Origin of the sequence: Streptomyces sp. NBC_01497, from assembly GCF_036250695.1 — a bacterium.
Lineage (GTDB): Bacteria > Actinomycetota > Actinomycetes > Streptomycetales > Streptomycetaceae > Streptomyces.
On record NZ_CP109428.1, the window covers coordinates 90,251 to 115,931 of the forward strand.

A 25,681-nucleotide genomic window follows, 5' to 3' on the forward strand; every position below is an offset into this window, starting at 1 on the left:
AGGTGAACGATCTCCGCCTTGAACTACGGCGTGAACGAGCGGCGAGGGCGAGACTTCTTCTTGCCCATGCTCTGCCTGATGGACATCCCCCCAGGGGCAGAACCCCCTGACCTCGAATGTCCGCCAAAGCGGATCAAGCCCACTACCCGCACGAGCTGCCCTCGCGTAGGCCATGGGATCGATATAGGACTCGGACGCACTGGAGTGGGCATTTGGCTATCGGAGGGTGGGCTGCTCACCTCGCTGAGGTTGCAGGACGAGGCGACCGCCCGAGGCGGCCGGAGCCGAGACAACCTCGAGGCGGTCACCGTCTTTGGTGCGCTTCCTACGACTGTGCTGGGCTCCGCGTTTCGCTTACGCCGGTCAGCGAGGTTTCACCGGTCGGAACAGCCGTATACATTACAGAGCTTCCCTGCACCAACCGTTCTGCCTTTGCCTGTGCGACGAGTCGGTTGAGTGCCTGGCGCACCAGCGGCGGTGAAGACGGCTTGCGGTCGGGGTAGACCTCGTTGACTTCGGCCGTGACCTCGCCGGCCGTGCGCGGCTCTGTGTGCTGCAGCAGCAGGCTGTACACGAGCTGTGCGAGCGTGGGGCTCATGCCTGGTGCGGTGGCCTTCTTAACTGCGGAGGGGCCGGAGCGTTTCACCTTGGAGGGGGCGTCGTTCGGAGTGCTCTCGACGTCTGCCTTGGTTGTCCCCTGCTGCACAGGCAGCGTCGCGGCCCGCTTCTTCCGCGGCGATGCTGTCGATGCCTCGCCGCTCCGTGCCACAGAGTCCGTGGGCATGGCGCGGGTCGGCGAGTGGGGCGGCTCCTCGTTCAGCGAGGCCTGCATCTTTACCAGCACGCCTTCGTCACGGACCAGCTGTGCCAGGCGGTGCTGGAGGGCCGTCTGTTCGTCGCGATTGGCCTGCAGGTCTGTCGTTACCTGTTCTGCGTAGCGTTGAAGGGTTCCAGAACCATTGGACACGGTATGTTCTCCTCTATTAGGTTCCTTCCGTCGAATGCTACCCACTGTGGCGGCTGCGGGATGTTGGTGCCGATGAGGTGCGAGGACCAGTCGTGCTCAATAATGGCGCCCATTCTTAGCCCGAACCCTTCTGGGGTGCCGCTAGACGAGGCGTCAGGGGCGCCTCTCGGCCAGGGCCGAGCGGGGACCCAGTTAGTTTAACGAGAAACCATTTGGTGCCCACTTTCAACTTGTGCATCACCATGCAGTCTCGGCCCCTCGCATGTCGCTTGTGGGGAGGCTACTCGCGCGAAGGCCCGTGGATCATTGCCCCAGCATATGCGTGAACCGTGGACAGATCCGCGCCAGCCGTCCGGCCCAGCAGCTCAAATGAGCCCAGGCTGCCGTATTGCATTGAATGCAACACAAGTTGCGCTGGGCCAATTGACTGATCCGCAGGTGGTGCTCAGGATAACGCAGGGTTGGTGGCTGATTGGGATGGGGCCGTGCACCTGGACCGCGAACCCGCTGTTATGGAAGCCCTACCGGGGGCCGGGCACTGCGGCAGCTTACGTGCTTCTTGAACTGGTAATCGACGATCCGCCCCCGGATCACGCTGATCCGGCGGCTGGCCTGCTTCACTAATGAATACCCCTAGCAATGGGACCTCGCGAGGTGGAGGCCTTCTTCGACGACCTTCGTACCCGGCGCCCTGGCAGGCTGCTAGCGGTGCCGACCGCACGGAACTAGCAGAACGACCTATAACTGCTCTTCGACTACATCACCGACCCTCGCTAAGGCTGGCCGTCCAGGTGCAACGAGCGATTCGGGCGGGCTCCGCTCCAGCTTCTGCACGAGCGAAACACGGTCACTCACACCAGCGTGTACGAGGGAGCTGCCGAACGTCGTCCGCTCACCTACAGCGAAGTCCAGACCCCTTTCGACGCCGCCGACGGCCGTGTCGACGAGATTCGCGCACTACGACGCAATGGCCCGGTCGCAGCCCTTCGCGAGGCCATTGTCTCGAAGACGGCCAGCGCTTTCGGCTTGCGGCGCCAGGAAGCGTGCGGACTGGATCTGCGTGATGTGTGCCGGCATCCTAAAGTCGCCGACTGCGGACGTTTCGGAGCAATCTTCATCCGTGGACCTCCCGGGCGCCGCAAGGTTCTGACGGTTCCAGAAATGGACCGGATCATCGGCATCCTCGACCAGTACGTCAGCGAAGTCCGCCCCGCTTTCGTGCCGGGCAAGCATCCGGCGTCCTGGACCATCGAGCGGCGCGACTGAATGTCCCTGCGACGGCTGAACGAGGTCTTCGAGACAGTGCGCCGGTCCGCCGAGCTGCCGACGGAGCTGGACCTGCACTCGCTTCGGCACATTGTCCCTACTTAGTACTGCAACGACACTCCGTGATGCCCTCTGCGTTTGTAGTGGCGGATGCGGGCCCGGGCTTGGCTTTTTCTCCGCCATAGCGACCAGGCGAGCAGGTGCTGGATGCTGTGGCGAACAGGAGAAGAGATGCGATTGAAGATCCGCCGGGCCTCGTTCACGGTGACGGGTATGAGGGGTTGGTTGCTGCGGGTGTGCGGATCCCCTTTTTTGCCTCGGCCCGCCCGATAGCGAGAAAGGCAAGAGCGGCCATGGAGAGGGTTATGTGCCAGTACCACGCCACGTAGCCGCGGACTTGGTAGTGATCGAGTCCCGTTTCGCTCTTCGCGCTCTGGAAGCACTCCTCGACCATCCACCTCGATCCCGCGACTCGGGCGAGCTCTTCGAGCAAAGTCCCGACTGGGCAGAAGCAGATGTAGTAGGCGATGTCCGTGGGATCGGTGAGGCTGCGCCGTGCCAACGGCACGCTGCAGCATGCGTAAGCCCATATCCGGCTTGGTGACGAACTCGACATCGTCACCGATACCCGCCGCCCGGCACCGCTCACGATCCGATGTCCAGTCCTTCGGCAGATACAGCTCCCGGTCAACCAACTCCCGCCCCCGGCTGGATCCATAGGCCAGGAACACCCCGATCTGGGCATTCCCGATCCGGCCAGCACTCCCCGAGTACTGCCGGCCCACCCCCGCCGACCGGACACCCTTCTTCAAGAATCCCGTCTCGTCAAAAATCAGCACCCCCCGCACCGGATCCCCGATATGCTCCACCACCGCGTCACGGACATCACACGCAGAGCATCCGCGTCCCACAGGTAGTGGTTCAACAGCCGCTGCTGCATCCCCCTGGTGGCCCGTGTCCCCGGCAGCCTCAGCCAGCATCCAACCGTTCTCGCGCTCCACCTCACTCAGCAGTCCCCGCAGGCAAGACACCATCCGCCGCCGAGACTCCACCCGCCCGAAGCGCCCCGCGAACCGCGCCACAAAGTCATCGAACATACCTGACCACACGTCAGCTAACTCCTCCACCATGAAGAGGTCAACGACGCCGCACACACCACGTCGGGTCCGCGTCCAGGACGGCGGTCGCCAGGTCGTCCCCCAGGCCGGGCCGGTCCTGCTCGTCGAAACGGGCCGCAAGACCGGTCTTGACCAGGCCCTATCCCAGGCTCTGGCGCCGTGGCGCAAACCGCGGGCCGTCCACGATCCCGGCAAGGTCCTCCTGGACGTCGCGCTGGCGGTCGCACTAGGCGGGGACTGCCTCGCGGACGTCGCATTACTGCGCTGCGAGCCGGCCGTTTTCGGTCCGGTCGCTTCCGACCCGACCGCCTCCCGCCTGATCGACACCCTCGCCGCCTCCGGCGAGAAAGCTTTGCAGGCTATCCGCTCCGCACGCTCCGAAGTCCGTTACCATGTCTGGTCGTTGGCCGGTGAGAACACCCCGGACACCGACGGCCAGGTCGTCGGCGACCTTGACGGTGTCCTTGTGGTCGCGCATTCCGACAAGGAGGACGCGGCCGCGACCTGGAAGAAGACCTATGGCCACCATCCGCTGACGGCCTTCGTCGACCACGGACCGGGAGGAACCGGTGAGCCGGTCGCCGCCCTCCTCAGGCCGGGGAACGCGGGCTCGAACACGGCAGCGGACCACATCACCACCGCCCAGCTCGCTCTGGCCCAACTGCCCAAGCGCTACCGGCGAGGACGGCAGACGCTGATCCGCACGGACTCCGCGGGCGCCACTCACGACTTCGTGTCCTGGCTCGCCCGGCGAGGACGATAGCTGTCCTACTCGGTCGGCATGACGGTCACCAAGGTGATCCACGAGCACGTGCTGAAGGTCCCCGCATCGGCCTGGACGGCGGCCGTCGAGACCAATGGTGAGGTCCGTGGCGGGGCCTGGGTCGCCGAGCTCACCGGCAAGCTGCTGGACGACTGGCCCAAGGGCATGCGGCTGATCACCCGAAAGGAACGGCCGCACCCCAGCGCCCAGTTGAGGATCACGGACGCGGACGGCATGCGGATCACGTGCTTCGCGACCAACACCACCGGCCGGCCGATCGCCGAACCCGGGCTCCGTCACCGACTGCGGGCCCGGACAGAGGACAGGATCCGGGCCGCCCGGGCCACCGGCCTGCGCAACCTGCCCCTGCACACCACGGCCCAGAACAAGGTCTGGCTCGAGATCGTCCAGATTGCTCTCGACCTGCTGGCCTGGATGCCCATGCTCGCGCTCACCGACACAGCCAGGCTCTGGGAGCACCGCCGCCTGCGACTCCGCCTGTTCACCGCGACCGCACAACTCGTCACCACCGGCCGCCGGCGGATCCTCCGCCTGGCCCGGCACTGGCCCTGGACCGGCCACATCACCGCCGCACTCGAACGGCTCGCGCTCCTGCCGAATCCCGGCTGACCAGCGGATTCACCCGTCCCTACGACAGCCCTTCACCACCCGGAGCAGTGGAACCCGGCGCCACCCCGAGACGACACTCGGGTCCTCAGCCTGCCCACCCTCAGCTCAAGGCACGAAAACGGGCCACCGACTCCGTCGGCGGCCCGTCACGAAACTTCGAGGCTAATAACAGTCCCCCAAGTTAACGCCGGGTTTTAGGCTTCGCCCTTGGCCCTTGAGGACTCGTCGGCACACCCCTCCAACTCCCTGATTTCCGTCCGGGATCCGCGGAGATACCAGGCGTTCTGAGCGCGGCTGCTTTTGCAACGCTCGACTCGGACCCAAATGCGTCCGCGTCCCATCCAGACTTTCCAGGCCCGGGGTCCTTGGGCTTCTTACCAAATCCAGTCGCATCCCAATAGGCACGTTCCGCCTTCTGCCAGCGTTCAGCCGCACCTGGACGTCGGCCTTCCAGAGCCGCCAGCGCCTCCTGCCGCGCACGACTCGTTTCAGACAAGGGACGTTCCGCCTCCTGCCGGCGTTCAGCCACACCTGAACGTCGGCCTTCCAGAGCCGCCAGCGCCTCCTGCCGCGCACGACTCGTTTCAGACAAGGGACGTTCCGCCTCCTGCCGGCGTTCAGCCACACCTGAACGTCGGCCTTCCAGAGCCGCCAGCGCCTCCTGCCGCGCACGGCTCGTTTCAGAGAAGGCACGTTCCGCCTCTTGCCGGCGTTCAGCCGCACCTGGACGTCGGCCTTCCAGAGCCGCCAGCGCCTCCTGCCGCTCACTATGCCTTTTAAATGGCGTGTGCGGTTGGAAGCGTTGCGCAAGGAAGGCCCTGTCTCGTTCGGCACGCCGTCGACCAGAATTACTTCCTAGCTCATCCATGTCCTTCTCTAATTCTCTCGTGAAACGGTACTCATCTACATAACGGGCAGATGGCAGGTCCGGTTCGGCCCCTGGCTTGTCTGCGTACGGGGGCGCCGTCTCGCTGCTGACTCCAGCCACGCCGGTGTACGACAACCCGCGAACCCGCCCAGTCCCGCACCCGATCAACGAGGTCTGTGGGAGTGGGACATGCTCGCCGTCCTCAAAGCCTCCCTGGTGGAAGCCCCCTTCGTCAGCGATGGCCTCACCCAGGGCAGGGGCTGGGGCCTGGAAGCACAGCCGCATATCCCAGTGCAGACCGCAGGTGCCACACAGACGAGGCCACTCTCAGTCAGCCCCGTCGGCTTCATACGTAAGCCGGCTCAGCAATCGGTAGGCGCAGGACGAAGGCTGCAATACACGTATGCAAGGGGTTGGTCAGGGAATGTCTCCTTCCCAGTCCCATTTGATGGGATTAGCATTGCGCGGTCCGTACAGAGCGCGTCCGCCGGGGCCGTATTTGCCGACCTCCGTCATCAGCGCCGCCCCCTCCACAAGCTCTTCCGTGTCCCAGCCGGTGACGTCGACCAGCAGTCCATCTAGGGGGCCGCCGACCAGCTCCCGGTACTCATGCCCCCACTGCGGCCTCGGGTCCGAATCGTCATGATCGGCGCGGTACACCCGCCGCTGCATGAACTCACTCATCCCTACAGCATGTCAGCAACCACGAGATCTGATCGGAGGGCTCGTAGTGTGGCCCCCTGCCAGCGTTACCGTGGGGACGCCAACCCATACGAAGAACAACCGGCCGGACCTCCAGGCGAACCATGGCACTGCGCACCGGCCGCTCAACCATCAGCCGCGCCATGCGTAAAAGGTCGCCGATCTGCTTCCGCCGAGACCCTAGCCGACGCGACCGCCTACGGCCTGTCCCGTAACTCTGGGCACCAGCGGACGACGGCGACCCCCGATCCCGAAGCTGGGGAATCCACGCTGAGCCCTCACGTGAGGATTCCACGCGGCCTCCCGCCGCAGAGGCACCCAACTCCGCCAAAGCACGAGAGATTGGAGAGCGGCTCCCAAGGTCTGACTCGTTGAGCCTCCGCGCCCAGGGCGCTAAGCAGTCTGTCAAGCTGGTCAAACAGGCCAGGTAACTGACGGGGTCAACCTCGACTTCCCACCCAGCCGCCTGGCGCGTCAGCTTGCCACCACGAGGCCTTCAGACGGCAACCGCCTAGCCCATAACGTCCTTGACTACCTGCGCGATCTCGTCAAAGGCATCGTGCCGTGCACTCTCAGCTCGCAGCTCCATAGCCCGCGCACGGTAACCCGGTTCCTTGAAGATGGTTTCTACCGCCGAGCGAACGTCGCTCTCGGAGGGCGTGTCAGTGGCTAGGTTGATGGCCGCCCCCGTCCAGGCCAAGCGCGCGGAAACTTCAATCTTGTCCTCGCTCTGCCCGGCGATAACGAGAGGGACTCCGTGGGCCAGAGCCTGGAGACAACCACCGTATCCGCCATTGGTGACCAAAAGGTCGGCGTGCGGAAGTAGGGCCGCGTAGGGAACGAAGTCCACAATGCGAACGTTGTCCGGTACCACGCTCAGCGTGGCATCGGCACGTCCCGTGGTGACGACAACCAAGGCGTCCAGATCAGCCAGAGCCCGGGTCGTCGGTTCGATCAGCTGCGTCAGGTCCCGGTTGGCCAGGGTCCCCTGGGTGACCACGACCACTCGGTGTGCCGCCAAAACGTCGCCCCACCATCCCGGGAGGGAGAGGTCCTCGGGAAGCTCTGCGGGCAGTGAACCGACGAACTGAACGCCAGGCGGCAGGTCGCTGCGCGGGTACTCGACACCCTGAATGGCAAGTTCGAGGAACCGATCAGGGAGGGCCGCGACAGCGTCCATCGGGAAGGGCATCTTGCCAGTGTCGGCGCCCAAGTCCCTGAGGATACTGGCGAGCACTCCCGTAGAGTTGGCGAACATCGCCTCGACCATACGGTTCTGCTCTATGTTGCGTGCACGGCCTTCGGCGGAGCTGTCCGGGGGCAGCGCCAGACCGAACGGAGCGGTGTCCACGCTGTTCAGCGACAGCGGGACCACGCCGATACCGATACAGGCAGCCGGCTTGATCCCTGGTGCGCCAAGCTGAACGGGCCAATGCCCCATGAAGGACTGGTCGGTGATGAGCACAGTCGGCTCTTCAGGCGCCTCAGCCAGTACTCGCTGCAGGGTCGCGTGCTGTTCGGCTACCGGCTCGTAAAACATCTTGATGAAGTCGTAGTCGAGCTGCTGCGGACCCGGCTGCAGTCCCCTCCTGCCCTCGAAGACCTCGATCTGGCGCTCCGTGTCGAAGCCGGCGATCCCCGACAGGGCAACGAACCGCGGACCGCCCGCCCGCGCCGTTTCGCGGAACTGCGCCCCGGTAACGAACGTCACATCATGGCCACGCCCTGCCAGATCGTTCGCGATCCTCCACAAGGGACCTACATGCCCGGGGATCGGTACCGCTGCGACCAGGATTCGTGTCATTGACGGAATCTCTCTGCTGGAGAAGGACAAGAGAAGTGCTCGCTACATACATACACGTGTTGTGAGCGTGGGAGGTTCAAACCCTGCAGGGCAACCACCTCCAGCGCCCGATACGTAGGGCTGCACTCCAGGCCAGGGCCGACTGCGTGGACGTTCAGATGGGTGACAGCGAGCTCGTCGCCGGTATGCGGCCCTGTTCGACCGAGCTTGAACTGAAAGGACCGGCGCTGCGTACGCCGCAGCCACGAACGCGTCCCCATCCGTGCGACAACACCTGAGCGCCCACACAGGGAGAGCTGACCGCTCACGCCGACCGTCGCATGAGCCCGCACAGGACGCGCCGTGGACATGCCTTGCGCCTCAATCCGCACGGGCGTCAACATGACAACCCTGCTGGGGGAGGTGAATGAACCACTCCTCCGCGAGCGTTGAATCCGCCACGAAATCGCCGCGAGGAAGGTCGGCGTTCATCGGGCGTGTTGGGTTGAGCGACCCATGGCGCGCCCCGCCACTATCGCCTGGTGCCCTCTAATCGATCGCGTCCCACGACGCGATCGATTAGAGCTTGTCCGCCCGATCATGTGACTGTCTGACTTCTGGCTCGTTGTCCTGGGCCTGGGGCGGGGTGACTTGACGGATGCGGAGTGGGAGCGGCTGCGGCCGTTTCTGCCGGTCAGCAACAACCGGTGTGGCCGGTGGCGGGATCACCGGCAGGTGATCGACGGGATCTTGCACCGAGTGCGAACCGGCGTGCACTGGCGTGATCTTCCGGAGAGGTTCGGGCCGTGGAAGACCGTCTACGAACGTCATCGGCAGTGGTCGGCGGACGGGACATGGGAACGCCTGTTGCGGCAGGTTCAGGCCGCGGCCGACGCGGCTGGTGACATCGACTGGGACATTGCGGTCGACTCCACCATCGTGCGTGCGCATCAGCATGCGGCCGGTGCCCACACCGATCCGCCGCCCGCCCCCTCAAAGGGGGCGAACAGGCAGAACACCAGGACGAAACGCCCTGGCAGAGCCTGCACGGCCGGCTGGTGGAGGTGGTGCGGGAGGTGAGGGCCTGGGCCGCTCGCGGGGCGGCTTCACCAGCAAACTCCACCTGAGCGCCGACGGACGCTGCCGCCCCCTGTCCCTGGTTCTGACCGGCGGACAGCGGGCGGACTGCACCCAGTTCGAAGCGGTGCTGGAGAAGATCCGAGTCCCGCGCACGACCGTGGGCAGGCCGCGCGGCAAGCCCGACAGCCTTGCCGCGGACAAGGCATACAGCAACGGCCCCTGCCGCCGGTACCTGCGGCGTCGGGGTATCCGGCACACGATCCCGGAGAAGACCGACAGCCAGGCCGCCCGCCTGCGCAAAGGCTCACGCGGCGGACGGCCACCCGCCTTCGACGCGGAGCGTTACAAGAAACGCAACACCGTCGAACGAGCGATCAACAAGCTCAAACAATCCCGAGCCGTCGCCACGCGATACGACAAACGAGGCTACGTCTACCTCGGCACCGCAACCGCAGCAACCCTCGTCATCTGGCTCCGCACATGATCGCCCGGACAAGTCCTAGGCGCCCAACGATACTGCCCGATAAGGCCATTAGTTCCGGCTACGCCTCGATCACCGCTCAAGACTGCATCGGACCCAAACCAGGCAGGGCCGCCGCCCTCAGCCGCGGTGCGGCGAGAGCGCGACGATCGCCTCCGACGTGTACGTCAGGAAGGTGAACGTCTCCTGGAAGTACAGCTGCACGCTCGTCGCGTCATGGCTCAGGTAGCCGATGGACACGTCCTGGCCGATCCGCAGCTCGAAGTCGCCGCCACGGGTCGCGAGGACGAACGCGCCGTCGATGGCGGGCGCCCAGATGATGTCGCCGTTCAGCACCCGGCTCAGGTGCTCGCGGATCGGGTAGCCGTGGTCCGACGTCTCGCTCACCAGGGTGTACGCGTCCGCGCTGAGCGCCACCGCGTAGGGCCCCCCGACACCGGCGAGCCGCAGCTCCGTGATGGCCTGGCTGATCGCGTTCGGGTAGTCGCGCGCGTCGGCGGGCAGCGCGAGCGGCGGGTTGGACGAGCTGGCCCTGATGCCCTCGATGCCGGCCGCCGCGTATCCCTCGAAGATCGCCCGGTCCTCGGCGTACGCGAGCTTGCGCGCCGCGTCCTTGACCGGGTCCCAGTCGGCGTCCTTCGCGCCGCGCTCCACGTCGTCGACCTGCTCGCGCGAGACCGTGAACGGGACCCGCAGCTCCACCAGCGGCTGGGCGCGGCGCAGATGTGCCCGCACGCCCTCGGCCGGCGGCTCCACCGTGTCCAGGTGGCCGGTGGCGACGGCGGCCAGTTCGGAGCCCCCGGGCTCGGGTACGTCCACGAGGCGGCGCGCCGCCACATGGCGCTTGAACGTACGCCGCGCCTCGTCCTCCAGGTCGGCCCAGGCCGCGGCGGAGACGGGGGCCAGTTCGCGGTGCAGATTGTTCACTTGGCGGTGCTCCTGTTCAAGTCTCCGATACCGAGGCTCCCGTCGGCGCTGACGCCTGCGGGAGCCTCGCTACGGGTGTGGGGTACGGGCGGTACGGGCCGCTCGGCCGTCGCGGACGACGGCGGATCGGGAAGGTCGTCGAGGAAGTCCCCGGACGGTGCGAAGAACAGCGTGCCGGTGACCGCCGTGGAGAAGTCCAGGATGCGGTCGTGGCTCGCGTCGGCGTTGCCGAGGAACATGTTGCGCAGCATCTGCTCCGTGACCTCGGGGGTGCGCGCGTAGCCGATGAAGTACGTGCCGAACTCGTCGTGGCCGGGACTGCCGAACGGCATGTTGTCGCGGAGGATCTGCAGTTCCTCACCGTCCGCGTCGGTCACCGTGTTCAGGGAGACGTGCGAAGCGGGCTCGTCCAGCTCGACGTTGGTGAGTTTGCGGCGGCCGATGACCTTCTCCTGCGCCTCCACGGGCAGTGCGTTCCAGGCGGGGAGGTCGTGCAGGTACTTCTGCACGATCACATAGCTGCCGCCCGCGAAGTCCGGGTCCTCGTCACCGACCAGGGTGGCCTTGGCGGCCGCCCTGCCCTCGGGGTTCTCGGTACCGTCCACGAAACCCATCAGGTCGCGCACGTCCCGGTACTTGAACCCCTGCACCTCGTCGACGAGCGTGACATGGCCCCGCAGCCGGTCCATGATCTCGGCGGCCAGGGCGAAGCAGAGATCCAGCCGGGTCGCCCGGAGATGGAAGAGCAGGTCGCCCGGGGTGGCGGGGGCCCGGTGGCGCGGTCCGCTCAGCTCCACGAAGGGATGCAACTCCGCGGGGCGGGGCCCGTCGAAGAGACGGCCCCACACCCGCGAACCCATGCTGACGACGCAGCTGAGCGCGCCGTCCGGCGATCCGAAGCCATAGCTGCGCCGCAGGCCCGGCAGGTCCGCGAGCAGGTCGCGCACCGGTCCCTCACCGCCCTCGTCGACCGTGAGGACCAGGAAGATCGCCGCCGTGGTGAGCGGACTCAGCACCGGTTGCGGCTCCGGTGCGTCGGATGGTTCGGCCGTCAAATCCGCTCTCCTGTCTCATCGTGCCCAGGGTGCACGCCCTGCTCGCGGGTCTCCCCGCCCACTCGCGTGTTCCCGGCTCGGGCAGATCCTAGGGTGTCATCCAGCCTCACTGCCCCTACGACGAGGGCGTTCAGCCAATCTTGTGCCGACTTGATCACGGCCGATTTTTGGCACAAGGACCAGCGCGATGGCGTCCGCGGAGGTCAGCGACCAGATTGACCTCAGTACCGGACGCCCTCCGATTTCTCGTGCTGGCGGACGACACCGCAGCTGTCTGAGAAGGACTGGCCGACAGCGCGCAACCGCATCGCCAGGCCAGCAAACGTATCTGGGGGCGCGAGTAAGCCAACACACCCAGTACACATCAGCCCGACATGGCCGTCAGAACAAAGATCATTGCGGAAGAGGCGCTCGGTTCGCAGGGGCGCCGCGATCGAGGGATTCGTATGGTCTGGAGGCCCACCGAGACCCCGCCCACCCGCTACCGAAACAGTCAGCAGACAAGACGTGGTTCCCGTCGCCATACGGCCCTTGCAGATTCAACTAGAAACCACGGTATCGACTATCCGCGGTACCACTGGTACCATGGATACTATGTCGGAGCCCAAGGCTATGAATCTGCGATTCCCTGACCCTGAACAGCGGGCTGCGATCGCCGCAGCGGCGCAGCAGGAAGGGGTCAGCATGCAGGAATACATCCTGTCCGCTGCCTACAACCGCGCGACCGCCATCGAGCTGCGCTTCCTGGACGGCTTCAGGGAGTCGATGAGCCGCAGCGGCAGAGCCTTCGCCGCGGAGCCCAGCACTATCGACCCCTCCCATGAAGACCGGGCTGCTGAGCAAGAAGCACACCAAAAGCTCCAACACCAAGGACGAGGCCACGCCGCGTGACCCGCCCAGAACCACCGCACCCACTCGACGTCACATTCCTGTTGCACGCCGCCGAACTACTTGCCGGCGACCCCCAAGTCGACGACTACGGCCCGCTCTATGCCGCCACCGCCCGGGTCAACGCCCGGGCAATGGAGCACGACATCTACAGTTCCCCGCACCTCAAGGCATCCGCGCTACTACAAACCTTGGCTAGATTGCCCTGCCTGGAGCACTCAGGCGAAGCCTTCGCCTGGCACGCTACCGAGGCCTATCTCATCCTCAACGGACACCAGCTCGATTACCTCCCCAAGGCCGCAGTGGCACTGACTCGCGATGCCGCCTCAGGAGCACTGGGTGTTGCCCGGATCGCCCGCCAACTACATGCCTGGTCCGTCGCCTGAACCACTTCGGCAGCACCCATCCAAACGTGCCCGACGCTACGGAATGTTGGCCCGCTCACAACCGCCCAGCGACAGACGCTCGGGCGGGCATTCCTGGCCGCAGCGAGGTTTGCACAAGCGTCAGCAGCTCCTTCTTAGGTGGCGGTGGCTCGCTCAGCGGGTGTGCGGGTCTTGGCATGTGAGCGGTTGACGGCCTGCTGGCCCGCGAGCCACGCCCGCATCGACCCCAGCAGGGAGGCCGGAGCGTACCGTCGGCGCCTCGATGGAGGCGGTCTTCGGCGTGTCGGCGAGCGCGGCCGTGAGAGCTTACCAGGAGCTCGGCGGCTTCGGCGATGTGCCGATAGACGGAGGTGGCATCTCGAGGCCGGCGGCGAGCCGGGCGTAGGCGGGCCAGGAACACTCGTCGGCCGACGGACAGCCGGAGCTGCCAGAACCCGCGTCTGCGGCGGCTGATGCGTAGTCGAGTGCTCAGGTAACGCAGGGCTCGGCCGGCACATCAACGCCGGACGGGCAGCCAAACAAGCGAAAGCACCTGGCAAGACAAGCAATCCTGGTCATCAACCCGTCCAGAGCTTCTTCACGCCCCACCCACCCAGCGACGCCATCAACTTGGAAAAGCTCACTGAAATAGTGTTTTCCGACGCCTGATCGGCAGGCAGGGGGCACGGGCCGCCTCTACCCCACCACCGGCTGCCCGAATGAGGTGCAGGCCTCACATCACCGCAGCGCCCAGGACTGGGAGGTAAACACCAGCGTCGAGAACACGGTGCATGCCGATCCTGCTCATATCCCGGCCTGCCATCGCAGTCGGCGAATCGGCGGCGCCCTGTCCAAGATCGTGTGTGGCCGCGACGCGATGCTGATGGCCACCTCGAAGGCCCTGCTGACGCGATCAGGCCCTGTCAAGGGCACCGTAGAGCGCGGAAAGCAGTGCCATCTTTCGCGGGTCGTCCCGGAGAAGGGGCCCCATCTGGTTCATAACGTAACCAAAACCGACACCACGTTCGGGGTCAGCACAGCCGGTGGACCCTCCGAAGCCGTCATGCCCGAATGCCTTCGGATTGGGCCCAAAACTGGATTCATCGCTGCCGAGGGTGAAACCAAGGCCGAACTCGCCCCACACGCCTACGACAGCGTCCATGCATCGCCCCTGGCTGGTCCGGGCGCGTTCCAGAGCGCCCGCTGACAGCAGCCGATCCGAGCCGTCGGCCAGCACGCCATAGATAACTGCAAGTGCCCTGGCAGTACCATGCCCGTTCACCGAAGGTATCTCAGCCCGTCGCCACGCGGGGTTGTTTGCCATGCGCCCAAGCGGACGAGGGTTGAGCAGTGCGGCCTGCGCGGCTCTCCCCCCCGCCATCAGGACGTGAGCCATGGCAGCTTCAATCTCCGGAGCGGGGGCTGGTTCCAGTACCTCCGAGCATCGACCATCGTCTTGGGGCGGGACGCTCCCAAGCAGGAAGTCCACGTCGAGCGGCTCAGCCACGTTCCGTGCAAAATAGCCCCCTACCGTGCCGCCCGTGACGCGGCGTATCACCTCACCCACCAGGAACCCGTAGGAGATGGCCTGGTAGCCACTCACCGTCCCCGGTTCGAAAAACGGGGCCTGGGCAGCGAGCAGGGACGTGACCTTCTCCCAGTCGTACAAGTCATCGGCTGTCAAGGCCTCCTGTTCTGGCGCCAATCCAACAACCCCGGATCGGTGTGACAGCAGCCAGCGCACTGGTATATCCGCTTTGCCAGCCGCAGCGAACTCCGGCCAGTAGTGCGCCACAGCGGCGTCCAGGTCCAGGTCACCGGAATCCGCCAGTTGATGGGCAACGATGGCGGTCATTCCCTTACTGACTGACCACACGTTGGTGAGGGTGTCCCGGTGCCACGGCAACGTGAGGGCAGCGTCCGACGTGCCTGCCCACAGGTCGACGACTACTTTGCCGCCCGCTACCACGCTCACCGATGCCCCCACTTCGCCCCGCTCGACGAAGTTCCTCTCAAACTCGTGCTTGACGGCAATGAACTCGTCAGCGCAACTGCCGTGAACCGTAGGTTTACTCGCAGGCATCGTCATCCTGCCACCCTAGACCGTGTGAGGCGTGCCCGCTTGACGGCACGTCAGCTCCAGCACTGGAGCCTAGTGCGGGGACGCGCCGCGACGTAGAGGCGGCGGGACGGGACCCGCCTGCGGAGGGTTCACCCGCCTCCCCGCACCGTTCACGATGACGTCGACAGCACCAGTGCCTGTGTGGACTTGCGATCTCTGTGGGCCTCTGGCCCGGTATGGCCGGGGCGTCGGGCTAGAGCCGTTGAGTGTCTCGACGTCAACCTTCTGATGCCAAACCCAAACGGGCCAAGCGGATATCAAAGTCACAAGTTACCGGTATTGCTGCTAACCCAGGAGCCAGACACCTCAAGGCCAGCCCGCCGCGTCCAGGAGGACTCGGCGAATCACCTCAGCGGCGCAACGAGGGAGCTGGGACCACCATCCACCCAGTGCGGCGAAACGAAGAGTGGATCATCCCCCGGCGGCGAGACCCCTCCTCCGGCTGGCAAGGACTCCCCAAACTGGTACCCAGTGCCCCACACGGTGCGAATAATCCTAGGTCGTGAAGGATCACGCTCCACCTTCCGACGCAAGCGTCTGACGTGGACGTAAACAATAGAGCTGCCCGACGTAACGCCACCCCACACGCGATGAAGGAGAAAGTCCTTGCCGAGAGGGTGTCCCGGATACCGCATCAACAGCGCGAGCACGTCGAACTCATACCTGGTCAAATGCAGTTCACTGCCTGCTTTTATCGCGGTCCGCGCCCTTGGGTCAAGGACGATGCCCTCCCCGCACAACACTGGCCGCATGATAGGTCAGCCCCTACCGAAACGTTTCAAAACGGAACGAATCCTCAGCACCAACTCACGGACACTGCAAGGCTTGGGAATGTAGTCGTCCACACCGACCTCAAGTCCCTCAATTCGTTCCTCGACGCTGGATTTCAACGTCAATACAATTACTGCAAACGACCGTACTGTGCAGAAGCTGCGACAGAGCCGCATACCGTCCCCATCCGGCAGCAACACATCCATCACGACCACATGCGGCGGCGACTCAGCCACAGCCTTCCGCGCTGCCGCCTCGCTGCCGACATGCATGACGTCAAACCCTTCGCGCCTCAGATACACGGCCGGCGAGGCGCCCCCATCTCCATCCACGACCAGAATGCGCATACCAGCCCCTCATCCAAGAACTACACCGAAATCCCGCCAAACCGGCGAAATTTCGTTAGGCATGCCCTAAGGGCTGTCCCGTAACCCTCCTGGGCACCGCTTGCCGACGTCCGGTTCGACCTACTTGGTTAGGATCCAGTTTGGGCCGTAATTCGGGGCACAACCGGACAATCGGATCTGCTTGTGGTGACCCACCGACCTCTGCCCTGAGTTACGGGACAACGCTTAGCTCACGACAACCCCACTCGTATCCAGCAGCTCAGGCGCCCACCGTCACTCCTCGCCCCATCATCACCGCGTGCAGCACCGGCAGTCCTGCAGCCGCCGAACGACCGTCCGCGCAGCACGGGATCCTTGCCGGACACAGCGGCAGGAGGGTCCAGCGAGGTCTCTACGATGGCCGAGCACGCTGAGGATACGACCGCCCCCACCACTCTCAGTACACAACCCGAACACCGACATAGACCCCCGCCCCCACCTACTCACGCGACACCAATCAGCAAAGTTGAACAGAGCCTATTTGTCGATCAACGGAACTCGCGAACGACCGGGCGGTTGCCTTGAGCCTTGGCGGATGGTCTTACAACGTAACGCCGCTGACCTGCACGCAGACGGCCCTCTTCGATACGTTTGAAACGAGCGCCATGAGTTGAGCGAAGCGCCACCGGCCCCTCACGCCAACGCTCGCTGAGACCACGGCGACGATAACCACCACCACAACGCCGTCTAACATGGAGGCGTCTCGTTGAGCTGAATATGAGGTGAGGTACACGGCGTTCGACAGTGCCGGACGGCCTGTGGGAGATCGCGCAGCCGTTGATCCCGCTGTCAAAGGTGCCATCCTAAGGTCTGTCCCGTAACTCTGGGCACCGCTTGCCGATGTCCGGTTCAACCTACTTGGTTAAGATCCGGTTTGGGTCGCAATTCGGGGCGCAACCGGACAATCAGATCTGCTTGTGGTGACCCACCGACCTCTGCCCTGAGTTACGGGACAACACTTAAGGACGGCGGGACGCAGGACACGCCTGACGAGACGCTGTTCGCGGCAATCGTCCACGCCCTGGCCAGCCGCTGGGCCTGACGGGCCCTGCCAACGTGTTTCGGCACATCGAGGTCCACCGCCCACCGCCGGTTCCTGGTCTGGTCGAGGGCCGGCATCTGGGCGTGGCTCTACGAGGCGGTACTGGATCGCATCGACGAGTGCGGCCTGCTCGACCTCACGCTCACAGTCCCCGACTCGGCCAACGTACAAGCTAAAAGAGGAGCGGCCTCACAGGCCCGAACCCCGTGCACCTAAGCAAGCCGGCCCTCCGCGATGCACATCCTGTTGGACGCGAACAGGCTTCACCTCGTCGTCGGCGTCTACGCAGCAGGCACCTACGACAACAACCAAGGCCTGAGAGCGATGGTCGCCTTCCTACAAACACGGCCCCGAAGACAGCTGGCACTACAGCCCCGCAAACTCCGCACCGACAAGGCATGACCGTCAATGTGACCTGCGACGATGGCTCCGTCGCGAGCGTGGCGCCCACAGAGGAATCGAGTCCAGCCAATGATGAGGCCGCCGAAGGTAGTTCGTAGAGCGCACCATGTCGTAGCCGACCGTAGCTGACGGGCTACCGCCGACTCGACCGCCGCTTCGAACGCCATCCGCGCAACTACCGGGTCTTCCTCGGACTCGCCGCCACCCTCTGCGACTACACATGACTCGTCCGCCACCACATGGGGCCACCGCCTGAATTAGTACACCGCTGCCACAACGGGCACCCCTGTGCCGTCCTCTCAACAAGTGACCATCGGCGGTGGCAGAGCACGCCCTGCGCGGTTGGCTGATCGCCGCGTGGGGTAAGGCCTCCCACAAGGTTGTGCGCAGCCGCCACTACCCACGGGGACCGAGCAACAACACCATCCATCGATCCCTAGCGATCTCCGCGAGTACAAAGGCCCCGGAGGACCTTCGCCTCATGACCTCACTCCAGCGGCGTGTCTGCGACACTCAGATCACATCGTTTCGCCGCAGCTGCACAGGTCCGTTGCTATGGGCCACGAAAGAGCCAGGGGCTGTCCCATAGCTGCTGAATCTTCCCGTCGGCGTCCAACCTGCCCTAACTAAGCTGGCTCCGCGTCGCCACGAACGGCACGGCACGGACTTGCCCGGTGAAAGCACGCCCGCTCAGCTCTATGCTGGATTACGGGGCGACCCCTAGACCAACTAGAATAGGGAGACGACAAGAGATGACACAACCTACTGAACGTGCGGTCCTCGCCGGGGGCTGCTTCTGGGGCATGCAAGACCTCATCAGGCACCGTACCGGAGTGCTCTCGACTCGGGTCGGTTATTCCGGCGGCGATACTCCAGGGCCGACCTATCGCAGGCACGGCAACCACGCAGAGGCCATCGAGATCATCTTCGACCCGTCGAAAACCTCCTACCGCGACCTGCTGGAGTTCTTCTTCCAGATCCACGACCCCAGCACTCGCAATCGCCAGGGCAATGACGTCGGTCTAAGCTACCGATCCGCCATCTTCTATACGAGCGACGAACAGAAACGCATCGCCGAGGAAACAATTGCGGATGTCGACGCAACCGGGCTGTGGCCAGGAAAGGTCGTCACCGAAGTGACGGCTGTCGGCGAGTTTTGGCAGGCCGAGCCGGTACACCAGGACTACCTGCAACGCTATCCGCATGGCTACACCTGTCACTTCCCCCGTCCCGGCTGGAAACTCCCCCGCCGGGAAACGAGTGCGTAGGAGAAGCTACCGCCGGGAGACTGGACTTCAGTTGAGCCACTGCCGCCAAGGCCTATGCGTTTTGCCGTAACTCAGGGCAGAGGTCGGTAGGTCACCACAAGCAGAACTGAGTGTCAGGTTGCGCCCTGAATCGCGGCCTAAACCGGATCCTAACCAAGTAGGTTGAACCGGACATCGGCAAGCGGTGCCCAGAGTTACGGGACAACCCTTAGGCAGTGCCCGGCGCCACCTTCCGGTCGGTGACTGGCTGGCTCGGGTGCGGGTCGGAAAAATCTGACGACTTACAAGTGGTCGCATCTTGGGCCCGCGTCCCGTCCCGAGTCCAGACTAGGTCCCGCGGCGCGACCTACCGGAACGCTACAGGTCTTGGAAGACCGCCGACGAGCGGCATTGCCGCTGGTCGGCGGATGGTCCCGGGGCGGACCTAGCTACAGGACCCATTTGCCAGCGAGGGCGGCTGTCGCCTCTTGATCCTTCTGGTCACGCCGGGCCAATGGGTTGACGCACCCCAGGTGGTCCAGGGTCCTAGACCGGGTCCCGGTGCCCTGCCCGCGGGCCGGCGGCCCCAGTGCAGGCCCGGCCACATGAGCAGTGACAAGGCCTTACAGCTCTCGACGTAAACGCCGCCAGCTGCGACGACGTCAGATCAAGCGCACCAGCCTGGAGCCGAGGAGCAGCGCGTCACCGCTGGCGCAGAGGCAGCAGGCGGCAGACCTGCCGGGTTCAGCCAGGATATTTCCGACGCCGCAGTGAGGTTGAGCAGACCACCACCAACCAGCTCAGAAATTCCCGGGCCGTCGCCACCCGTTAGGGCAAGCAGGCCTACGTCTTCCGTGGCAGGTCACGGAGGCGGCAATCTGGCACAGCTATGAAAATCCGTTGGCGGTTCTGTGACCTCTGCAACTCCAGAGAAGCACCACAATCCCTGCGGACAGAGTTTCAGGGTGATCACTTAGCCAGCATGCCGATACAGGAAACGAGCTCCATGGAGCATTTCCAACAGACAGGCCGCAATCTGAGACAGTGAAGACTCTCAGCTCAGTTCGCCGGTCAGAAACTGAGCTCGGCCGTAGCCGAAGGACCAGTCTTCATTTGCGTTCTCCGTGATCGAGACGATCAAGTCAGCCGAGTCGATCCCGCAATCATAATTAAGCGCTGCCCCTAGTAGCCCATAGAACCGCTGCTTCTGGTCCAGCGGCCGCGGCCGACTAACAACGTGAATAATCACAAGGTACTCTGTGCGGCTGATACCGAGCCCGGTATCCAGGGCGATCATCTCGTTCGCGCCGTGGAGATTGACCACCTGATACCGATCTCGCTTCGGAACCTGAAATGCCTCTACGACAACGCGATGGGTTACATCCAGAAGATTTTGGATGTCCTCCTTCTTCCATCCCTGGAAGATGTCGAAGAATAGCAGCGGCACAGCACGCCTCCGAGGGTTCCGTCGGGTTGCCTTCACTTGACCCTACAGTCCCAACCGTTCACAGAGCGGCACCACAGTCCGCGCGCCGTTCCCCTCTCAGTGCCCCTCGCGGGATTCCAAAGGTAGTGAGGTGAGTCCGGGGCTTGCAGATCAAGGCGGTCCGCACCTAAAACGAAGGCCTTGTCAGCTAAGCGTTGTCCGGTAACTCATGGCAGAAGTCGGTAGGTCACCACAAGCAGAACTGATTGTCTGGTAGCGCCGCGAATTGCAGCCTAGACCGGATCTTAACCAAGTAGGTCGAACCGGACATAGGCAAGCGGTGCCCGGAGTTACGGGACAGCCCTTAGCGTGTCGATGAAAGGGGGTAGCCGTGGCTGCCTCCAGTGAGCCTTTGCCAACTTGCTGTGCGGACGTAGTTGTTGGGCTGGCAGATGGGTGAAGCCCCTGGTAGACGCACGACCAAGATGTTCCTTGTGTTTCCTCGCTGCCCGTCTCCGTGAACTCCGCCGGATCGGGAGCCGCTGGCGTCGGCTGACTGCTGACCGGCAAGCTCTGCTCACGCTTGCGCATCCGCGGAACGGGACGACGTATGCCCAGTTCGCGTCCGGTTTCCGAGTCGGGACGAGTATCGTCTATCGCCATGTGGTCGAGGCCGTGGACCTGCTCGCTGAACTCGCGCCAACCTGGCCGAGGCAGTCCGTGCCGCGTCGAGGGGTAGCGCCGAGGTAAGCCCAAAAGCCGCCAGTACTTGATCTTGGTGGGTGTGGTGCTCGGTCCGTTCAACGCAGGCTGGCAACCGGGAGCGCGTTGACGCGGTTCTCGTACTCGCGGCGGGCCTTGCGCTGGGCCGGGACCGACGTGGTGCCGTCGAGGGACTGGCAGCGGTCGAGGAGTTGGCGGTGGACCGCGGGCACGGCAGTGACGCGAAGGGTGTAGCCCTGGCCGCGCCGTACGGTCACGCCCTGGTCGAGCGTGACGCGCTCGACGGGCTCCAACTCGGCGGCGCGGAGGAAGTCGGCGACCTTGCCCGGCATGTCGAGGACGACCGGCAGTTCCGGGGCCGGGGCGCCTGGGTCGGCGGGTGTGTACTCGGGCAGGAGGTCCACGACGGCAGTGCGGATGGCGCCGCGGCTGACGTCGTGCTCGCGGGCGAGGGCCGCGATGGACCGGCCTTCCAGGTACGCGGTGCGCACGTCGTCGGTCTTCGCGGCCGCCACGGCGGGGCGGCGCCCGCCCTTGCGGCCCTTGGCCTCGGCCGCCCGCAGTCCGTCGTAGGTCAGCTCGCGCTGAAGGTCACGCTGGAGTTCGCCGGCGGCGGCGAGGGTCTGCACCATGAACTTCACGGTGGACAGCAGCTCGCCGGTGCGCGGGTGGCGGGCGGTGAGGTCCATCGCGGAGAACGCGCCGTCATGGATGCGCAGCGCGAGGTGGTTGCGGTGGAGGACGTCGAGCACGTCGAGGATGTGGCCGGTGCCGCGTACGAGGCGGAACATCTCGGAGATGTGCACGGTGTCGCCCGGCCGCGCGTAGTCGAGGAGCGCGCGGAACTTCGGGCGCTGGAGGGGATGGAGGCGGCTGGAGGTGCCCGGGTCCTCCTCAAAGACGACCGGGTCCTCGATCCCGGCATCGTCCAGGACGAGGTTCTGCCGAGCGGTCGACTGCTGGTCGGTCGAGACCCGCTTGTAGACCAGGTTCGCCACCGGGGCCACCTTCTATACGGAGGATTGGACCCTATCTGTCGTCAAACCCTGTCAGCAATCACCATCGGATCTGAATGGATTCGCGCCGTCGTGAACCCCCGGATTGCACGGGTTCATTGGACGCGTCGGCCGCCTGTCGTCAAACGATCATTTGCCAACAGGAGCAGGGTGCCGCTGCGTCTCCTGCTCGGCGGCTGGGTGATGATCGGGTCATGGCATCTACGTGGGATGGATCAACACCTAGAAGCAACGGGCCACCTGTCCGACGAGGGGATCGGTGAAGCGGTGAGTGGGGTGCAGCCATCTCAGTGACGCGTGGAAGGTATTGTCACGGTATGGCTGATCTTCTGGTGAGCGGGGCTCCGAGGGATGTCGATCTGGTGCGCGCCGCTCAGGCCGGCGACGCCGGCTCGCTCGGTCTGCTGCTTGCCAGGCACCGAGCGCACATGTACGCGATCGCGCTCGCTTTGCTGGGCCACAGCCAGGATGCCGAGGACGCCGTGCAGGAGGCGGCTCTCATAGCGCTGCGCCGCTTCGGCGACCTGCGAGACCCGGAGGCGGTCGGCCCGTGGCTAGGGATGGTGGTGCGCAATGTGTGCCGCGCCCAGTTGCGCAGGATGTCCGCGGTTCCCGTGGCCGAAGTCGCAGGGGTCGTGGCGATGGACCGGTCGGGCGGTCCGCCCGACCCGGCCGAGGTGCTCGACCGGCATGCGCTGCGGGACTGGGTGTGGAGCGCGTTGGAAGAGCTGTCCCCGAGGCTGCAGCTGGTGACGATGCTGCGCTACTTCACCGACGTCACGTCCTACGAGGACATAGCGACGCTGTGTGCCACGCCGGTCGGCACGGTGCGCAGCCGGCTCAACCAGGCGCGTACGAAGATGGTCGGCGCACTGCTGGCCTCGGCAGACCGGGTGCACGACGACGCCGCGGTCTGGAACGGGCTGCATCGACGGCTGGCCGAGGAGACCCTGGTGGCCGCCCATCGTGGCCAGCTCGCCTCGGCCCTTTCCGAGTGGTGGTCCCCGCAGGCGAGCGTGACATGGCCGACCGGGAAACGCACGGGCATCGACTACCTGCCCACTGCGTTCGATCGCGATCTGTCCGACGGTGTACGCCATGAACTGGTGAACGTGGTGGCCGGCTGCGAGGTGGTGATCTGGGAGGCCGCTCTGCGTAACCCGCCCGAAGACCCTTTCCACTGCCCGCCCGGCGTCGTCTGGATGCACTTCCTGGGCCAGGGCAGGGTCAGCAAGCTGCGCCTGTTTCACCCGCGCCGCCGCTGAAACCAACTCGGCGAGTTGTCGAACTTTCCCTGCCCTCAACGCATCGTGCGGGTATGAAGACAATGAAACACAGTCCCGGGCGGCGAGCGACCCACGGGAGTCCATTGGGCGAGGCACGGAGCGTCGTGGTCGATGGCGTACGCCAGGTCTACCGGGTCGCGGGTGAGGGGCCGGTATGCCTCGTGCACTCCGGAGGCCCGGGCGTACACCCGGAGTACCTGCGGATGCCTGGGCTGGAACGCGTGCTGACGCTCGTGTACCTGGACCCGGTTGGCGCCGGCGACAGCGAGCTGCTGCCGGGCGGGGACTATTCCATGTCCCGCTACGCGCGCTTTGCCGAAGCCGTACTCGACGACATCGGCGCCCCGGCCGCGTACCTTCTCGGCCACTCGCACGGCGGCTTCGTGGCCCTCCAGTTCGGCCTCGACCACTCCGACCGTCTCGACGGACTGATCCTGTACGACACCGCCCCCATGAACGGACCGGATATGAGGGAGGTGGCGAACAAGGAGATGACGTCCTTCGTCCAGCGCTGGCCGGACAGACCGGAGGCCACCGAGGCAGGCCGTATGTGGGACGCGGTCAATGTGTCACGGACGATGGAGGTCGCCGACGACGAGTCGTTCGGGCGTTACTTGAACGGTATCCTGCCCGCCTACTTCGCCGACTACCGCAAGACAACCGAACAGACGGGCGGCGATCTCAGCTTGGGGGTCACCTACGACCCGAACCGCCTCCCGGCCCCGTGGGACGTACGGGACCAGCTCGGTGTCATCAAGGTTCCGACACTGGTGATCGTCGGCACATACGACTTCATCTGCCCACCCCGCTTCGCGCATGAACTGCATGCCGGAATCCCGGACGCACAGCTGTCCGAGCTACGCGAGAGTGGCCACTTCGGGCACATCGAACAGCCGGACGAGTTCGCCGCCATCGTGTCGGGCTTCGTGAACAACCAAGAGATGGGGAAGAAGGCATGACGACCACCGTGCCTATCGGCCTGGCCGAGCAGACCGAAATCGAGGCGTACGCCGACTTCGCGGCCGGCGCACCGACGCCGGTCCGGGACTTGCTCGGCATCGGCTCACTGCGAGTCGGCTCGGTGCTGGCTCTCGCGATCCGCGAGGACCCGAGCCGCTTCTTCAACCGCGCCGGCGGATTCGGCACGGGCGAACCGATCACCGCAGACGTTCCGGCACAGGTCTGCGACTTTTACCGCGAGCAGGGTGTGCCCCAGGGCGGGTTCATGATCGCGCCGCCGCTACTGCCGGCGGACTGGGCCTCGACCGCCAGCAAACTGAACCTCAACGAAGGCAGCCGCTTCGTCAAACTGGGATGCGACACCGAGACCGCACTGTCCGCGCTCGACGGCGTCGCGGCACTCGACCCCGGGCTGCGCGTCGGGCCGGTCGAATCCCATCAGGCCGACGAGTGGGCCGCGGTCATGATGACCACCTTCGGGATCACCACGCCAGGCATGATCGACATGGCGGCGTCGTGCGTGGGCAGACCGAACTGGCACCAGTACGCGGTCTGGGACGGCGAGCGGATCATCTCGGTCGGGAGCATCTTCGTCAACGGTGAGTGTGCCGACATGTTCGGTGGAGCGACGCTCCCAGAAGGACGCGGACGCGGCGCCCAGTCGGCGCTGCTCAGCGCCCGCGCCCGGGCGGCCCAGGGGGCAGGCTGCCGATGGCTCGTCGCCGAGACTGGAGCGGAAGCCCCCGGCGACCACAACACATCCCTGCACAACATGCTGCGCACCGGATTCGAGCCGTTGTACGAGCGTGCCACGTGGCTCTGGCGCGAACGGTGACGCCCGGTTCGCTTATGGCTACGGCTCGGTGTCGCCTGGAGGCCTTCGCCCTGGTGAACGGGCGGGACCTCCGCCGGGCACTCAGCGCTTCAAGTCCCTTCATTACCCGGTCACAGCCCGAGAACGGAACCGGACACGGACGCGCAGGTGAAGTACCAGGCCACGCTCGCGGAGAAGGTAGGTAAGGAGCTAACCAAGGCGAGGGCCCACAAGCCCATCACCGTCCTGGTCAGCCACTCCTAGTCGGCCCGCCTCCGTCGTCGTCATCGTCCAGCTCCGACCCGTCTGGGTCGCGCAGCGGGCGCAGGGCGCCGGTGGCGGGGACGTCGGCGGTGAAGCTGTAGCGGCCGAGCAGGTTGAGGTTCCTGTGCTTGAGCGCGCCCGCGGCCCGCACCTGACGAGAATGCTGGCCACGGGCCGCTTCCCGGTGCTGACCAAGGCCGTGTACGAGGGCATGGACGTGGACGCCGAGGCATCCTTCGCGACCGGCCGCCGACGTGACGCTCAGCTCCTGCCGAATGCGAGCGAGGCCGAGGGCCGTACTGCTCAACGGGCATGACAGGGTCGTCACA

Annotated in this window: 19 protein-coding genes and 4 pseudogenes; 12 read left to right on the top strand and 11 right to left on the bottom strand. The window is 65.2% G+C overall.

The genetic code is table 11. From position 1 onward, the window contains the following. Positions 1-325: 325 nt before the first annotated feature. Positions 326-967: a hypothetical protein gene (locus tag OG310_RS36450; RefSeq protein WP_329460574.1), complete on the bottom strand. Its 642-nt coding sequence runs from the start codon at positions 965-967 to the stop codon at positions 326-328. 861 nt (positions 968-1,828) lie between these two features. On the opposite strand from OG310_RS36450, the gene OG310_RS36455 reads away from it, so the two are divergent. Beyond that, entirely contained in the window at positions 1,829-2,233 is a 405-nt protein-coding gene (locus OG310_RS36455) for a hypothetical protein (protein ID WP_329460575.1), read from the top strand. A gap of 101 nt (positions 2,234-2,334) precedes the next feature. Here OG310_RS36455 and OG310_RS36460 read toward each other — a convergent pair whose 3' ends face one another. Continuing rightward, positions 2,335-3,363, bottom strand: coding sequence for an IS701 family transposase (locus tag OG310_RS36460; protein WP_443078936.1), 1,029 nt, complete (start codon positions 3,361-3,363; stop codon positions 2,335-2,337). On the opposite strand from OG310_RS36460, the pseudogene OG310_RS36465 reads away from it, so the two are divergent. Then, positions 3,362-4,744 (top strand): annotated as a pseudogene (locus tag OG310_RS36465) (IS1380 family transposase). The gene OG310_RS36460 and the pseudogene OG310_RS36465 overlap by 2 nt on opposite strands. Before the next feature lie 1,285 nt (positions 4,745-6,029). Here the strand turns inward: OG310_RS36465 and OG310_RS36470 are convergent. Continuing rightward, positions 6,030-6,296: a hypothetical protein gene (locus OG310_RS36470; RefSeq protein WP_329460576.1), complete on the bottom strand. Its 267-nt coding sequence runs from the start codon at positions 6,294-6,296 to the stop codon at positions 6,030-6,032. 529 nt (positions 6,297-6,825) lie between these two features. Then, positions 6,826-8,118, bottom strand: a complete 1,293-nt coding sequence (locus OG310_RS36475) for a nucleotide disphospho-sugar-binding domain-containing protein (protein ID WP_329460577.1) — start codon at positions 8,116-8,118, stop codon at positions 6,826-6,828. Positions 8,119-8,733: 615 nt separating this feature from the next. Between OG310_RS36475 and OG310_RS36480 the strand changes: the two genes are divergently transcribed. Further along, positions 8,734-9,661 (top strand): IS5 family transposase gene (locus OG310_RS36480; RefSeq protein WP_443078958.1). Its coding sequence is split into 2 segments (ribosomal slippage): positions 8,734-9,108 and positions 9,110-9,661, totalling 927 coding nucleotides; the frame shifts between segments, so codons are not numbered across the junction. 117 nt (positions 9,662-9,778) lie between these two features. On the opposite strand, the gene OG310_RS36485 is transcribed toward OG310_RS36480, so the two are convergent. Continuing rightward, positions 9,779-10,585: a family 1 encapsulin nanocompartment shell protein gene (locus tag OG310_RS36485; protein ID WP_329460578.1), complete on the bottom strand. Its 807-nt coding sequence runs from the start codon at positions 10,583-10,585 to the stop codon at positions 9,779-9,781. Then, positions 10,582-11,640: a Dyp-type peroxidase gene (locus OG310_RS36490; RefSeq protein ID WP_329460579.1), complete on the bottom strand. Its 1,059-nt coding sequence runs from the start codon at positions 11,638-11,640 to the stop codon at positions 10,582-10,584. The genes OG310_RS36485 and OG310_RS36490 overlap by 4 nt, the downstream gene beginning before the upstream one ends. 585 nt (positions 11,641-12,225) lie before the next feature. Here OG310_RS36490 and OG310_RS36495 point away from each other — a divergent pair. Further along, positions 12,226-12,531, top strand: a complete 306-nt coding sequence (locus OG310_RS36495; RefSeq protein ID WP_329460580.1) for a type II toxin -antitoxin system TacA 1-like antitoxin — start codon at positions 12,226-12,228, stop codon at positions 12,529-12,531. Then, positions 12,528-12,914, top strand: a complete 387-nt coding sequence (locus tag OG310_RS36500; RefSeq protein ID WP_329460581.1) for a fic family toxin-antitoxin system, toxin component — start codon at positions 12,528-12,530, stop codon at positions 12,912-12,914. The genes OG310_RS36495 and OG310_RS36500 overlap by 4 nt, the downstream gene beginning before the upstream one ends. A gap of 892 nt (positions 12,915-13,806) precedes the next feature. On the opposite strand, the gene OG310_RS36505 is transcribed toward OG310_RS36500, so the two are convergent. The 3 genes from OG310_RS36505 to OG310_RS36510 all read right to left on the bottom strand — a co-directional run bounded on the left by OG310_RS36505 (position 13,807) and on the right by OG310_RS36510 (position 16,133). After that, positions 13,807-14,976, bottom strand: a complete 1,170-nt coding sequence (locus tag OG310_RS36505) for a serine hydrolase domain-containing protein (protein ID WP_329460802.1) — start codon at positions 14,974-14,976, stop codon at positions 13,807-13,809. 383 nt (positions 14,977-15,359) lie between these two features. Further along, positions 15,360-15,767: a winged helix-turn-helix domain-containing protein gene (locus OG310_RS38705; protein WP_443078938.1), complete on the bottom strand. Its 408-nt coding sequence runs from the start codon at positions 15,765-15,767 to the stop codon at positions 15,360-15,362. 6 nt (positions 15,768-15,773) lie between these two features. Continuing rightward, complete coding sequence (locus tag OG310_RS36510) at positions 15,774-16,133, bottom strand: response regulator transcription factor (protein WP_329460582.1); 360 nt, start codon at positions 16,131-16,133, stop codon at positions 15,774-15,776. A 2,235-nt stretch (positions 16,134-18,368) separates the two neighbouring features. Between OG310_RS36510 and msrA the strand changes: the two genes are divergently transcribed. Both msrA and OG310_RS36520 read left to right on the top strand, forming a co-directional pair. Further along, entirely contained in the window at positions 18,369-18,884 is a 516-nt protein-coding gene (gene msrA, locus OG310_RS36515; protein WP_329460583.1) for a peptide-methionine (S)-S-oxide reductase MsrA, read from the top strand. A 331-nt stretch (positions 18,885-19,215) separates the two neighbouring features. Further along, a pseudogene (locus OG310_RS36520) lies at positions 19,216-19,692 on the top strand (IS5/IS1182 family transposase); the annotation flags it as partial. 225 nt (positions 19,693-19,917) lie between these two features. Here OG310_RS36520 and OG310_RS36525 read toward each other — a convergent pair. Next, positions 19,918-20,310, bottom strand: coding sequence for a tautomerase family protein (locus tag OG310_RS36525; RefSeq protein ID WP_329460584.1), 393 nt, complete (start codon positions 20,308-20,310; stop codon positions 19,918-19,920). 435 nt (positions 20,311-20,745) lie between these two features. On the opposite strand from OG310_RS36525, the pseudogene OG310_RS36530 reads away from it, so the two are divergent. Continuing rightward, positions 20,746-20,994: pseudogene (locus OG310_RS36530) on the top strand (transposase family protein); the annotation flags it as partial. A 95-nt stretch (positions 20,995-21,089) separates the two neighbouring features. Here OG310_RS36530 and OG310_RS36535 read toward each other — a convergent pair. Then, positions 21,090-22,010 carry a recombinase family protein gene (locus OG310_RS36535; protein ID WP_329460585.1) on the bottom strand — a complete coding sequence of 307 codons (921 nt, stop codon included), beginning with the start codon at positions 22,008-22,010 and terminating at the stop codon, positions 21,090-21,092. Between the two features lie 335 nt (positions 22,011-22,345). On the opposite strand from OG310_RS36535, the gene OG310_RS36540 reads away from it, so the two are divergent. The 4 genes and pseudogenes from OG310_RS36540 to OG310_RS36555 form a co-directional block, all read left to right on the top strand. Next, complete coding sequence (locus OG310_RS36540) at positions 22,346-23,293, top strand: RNA polymerase sigma factor (RefSeq protein ID WP_329460586.1); 948 nt, start codon at positions 22,346-22,348, stop codon at positions 23,291-23,293. A gap of 125 nt (positions 23,294-23,418) precedes the next feature. Then, entirely contained in the window at positions 23,419-24,273 is an 855-nt protein-coding gene (locus tag OG310_RS36545; RefSeq protein WP_329460587.1) for an alpha/beta fold hydrolase, read from the top strand. Beyond that, a complete protein-coding gene (locus OG310_RS36550) occupies positions 24,270-25,109 on the top strand; it encodes an N-acetyltransferase (protein ID WP_329460588.1) in 840 nt (279 codons plus the stop codon). The genes OG310_RS36545 and OG310_RS36550 overlap by 4 nt, the downstream gene beginning before the upstream one ends. A 373-nt stretch (positions 25,110-25,482) precedes the next feature. Continuing rightward, positions 25,483-25,668, top strand: a pseudogene (locus tag OG310_RS36555) (hypothetical protein); the annotation flags it as partial. Between the last annotated feature and the right edge of the window lie 13 nt (positions 25,669-25,681).

Coding starts and splice junctions, on each gene's coding strand:
- OG310_RS36460 (WP_443078936.1), bottom strand. CDS start 3,363: ATGGTGGAGGAGTTAGCTGACGTGTGGTCAGGTATGTTCGATGACTTT.
- OG310_RS36470 (WP_329460576.1), bottom strand. CDS start 6,296: ATGAGTGAGTTCATGCAGCGGCGGGTGTACCGCGCCGATCATGACGAT.
- OG310_RS36475 (WP_329460577.1), bottom strand. CDS start 8,118: ATGACACGAATCCTGGTCGCAGCGGTACCGATCCCCGGGCATGTAGGT.
- OG310_RS36495 (WP_329460580.1), top strand. CDS start 12,226: ATGGATACTATGTCGGAGCCCAAGGCTATGAATCTGCGATTCCCTGAC.
- OG310_RS36505 (WP_329460802.1), bottom strand. CDS start 14,976: ATGCCTGCGAGTAAACCTACGGTTCACGGCAGTTGCGCTGACGAGTTC.
- OG310_RS38705 (WP_443078938.1), bottom strand. CDS start 15,767: ATGCGGCCAGTGTTGTGCGGGGAGGGCATCGTCCTTGACCCAAGGGCG.
- OG310_RS36510 (WP_329460582.1), bottom strand. CDS start 16,133: ATGCGCATTCTGGTCGTGGATGGAGATGGGGGCGCCTCGCCGGCCGTG.
- msrA (WP_329460583.1), top strand. CDS start 18,369: ATGACACAACCTACTGAACGTGCGGTCCTCGCCGGGGGCTGCTTCTGG.
- OG310_RS36540 (WP_329460586.1), top strand. CDS start 22,346: ATGGCTGATCTTCTGGTGAGCGGGGCTCCGAGGGATGTCGATCTGGTG.
- OG310_RS36550 (WP_329460588.1), top strand. CDS start 24,270: ATGACGACCACCGTGCCTATCGGCCTGGCCGAGCAGACCGAAATCGAG.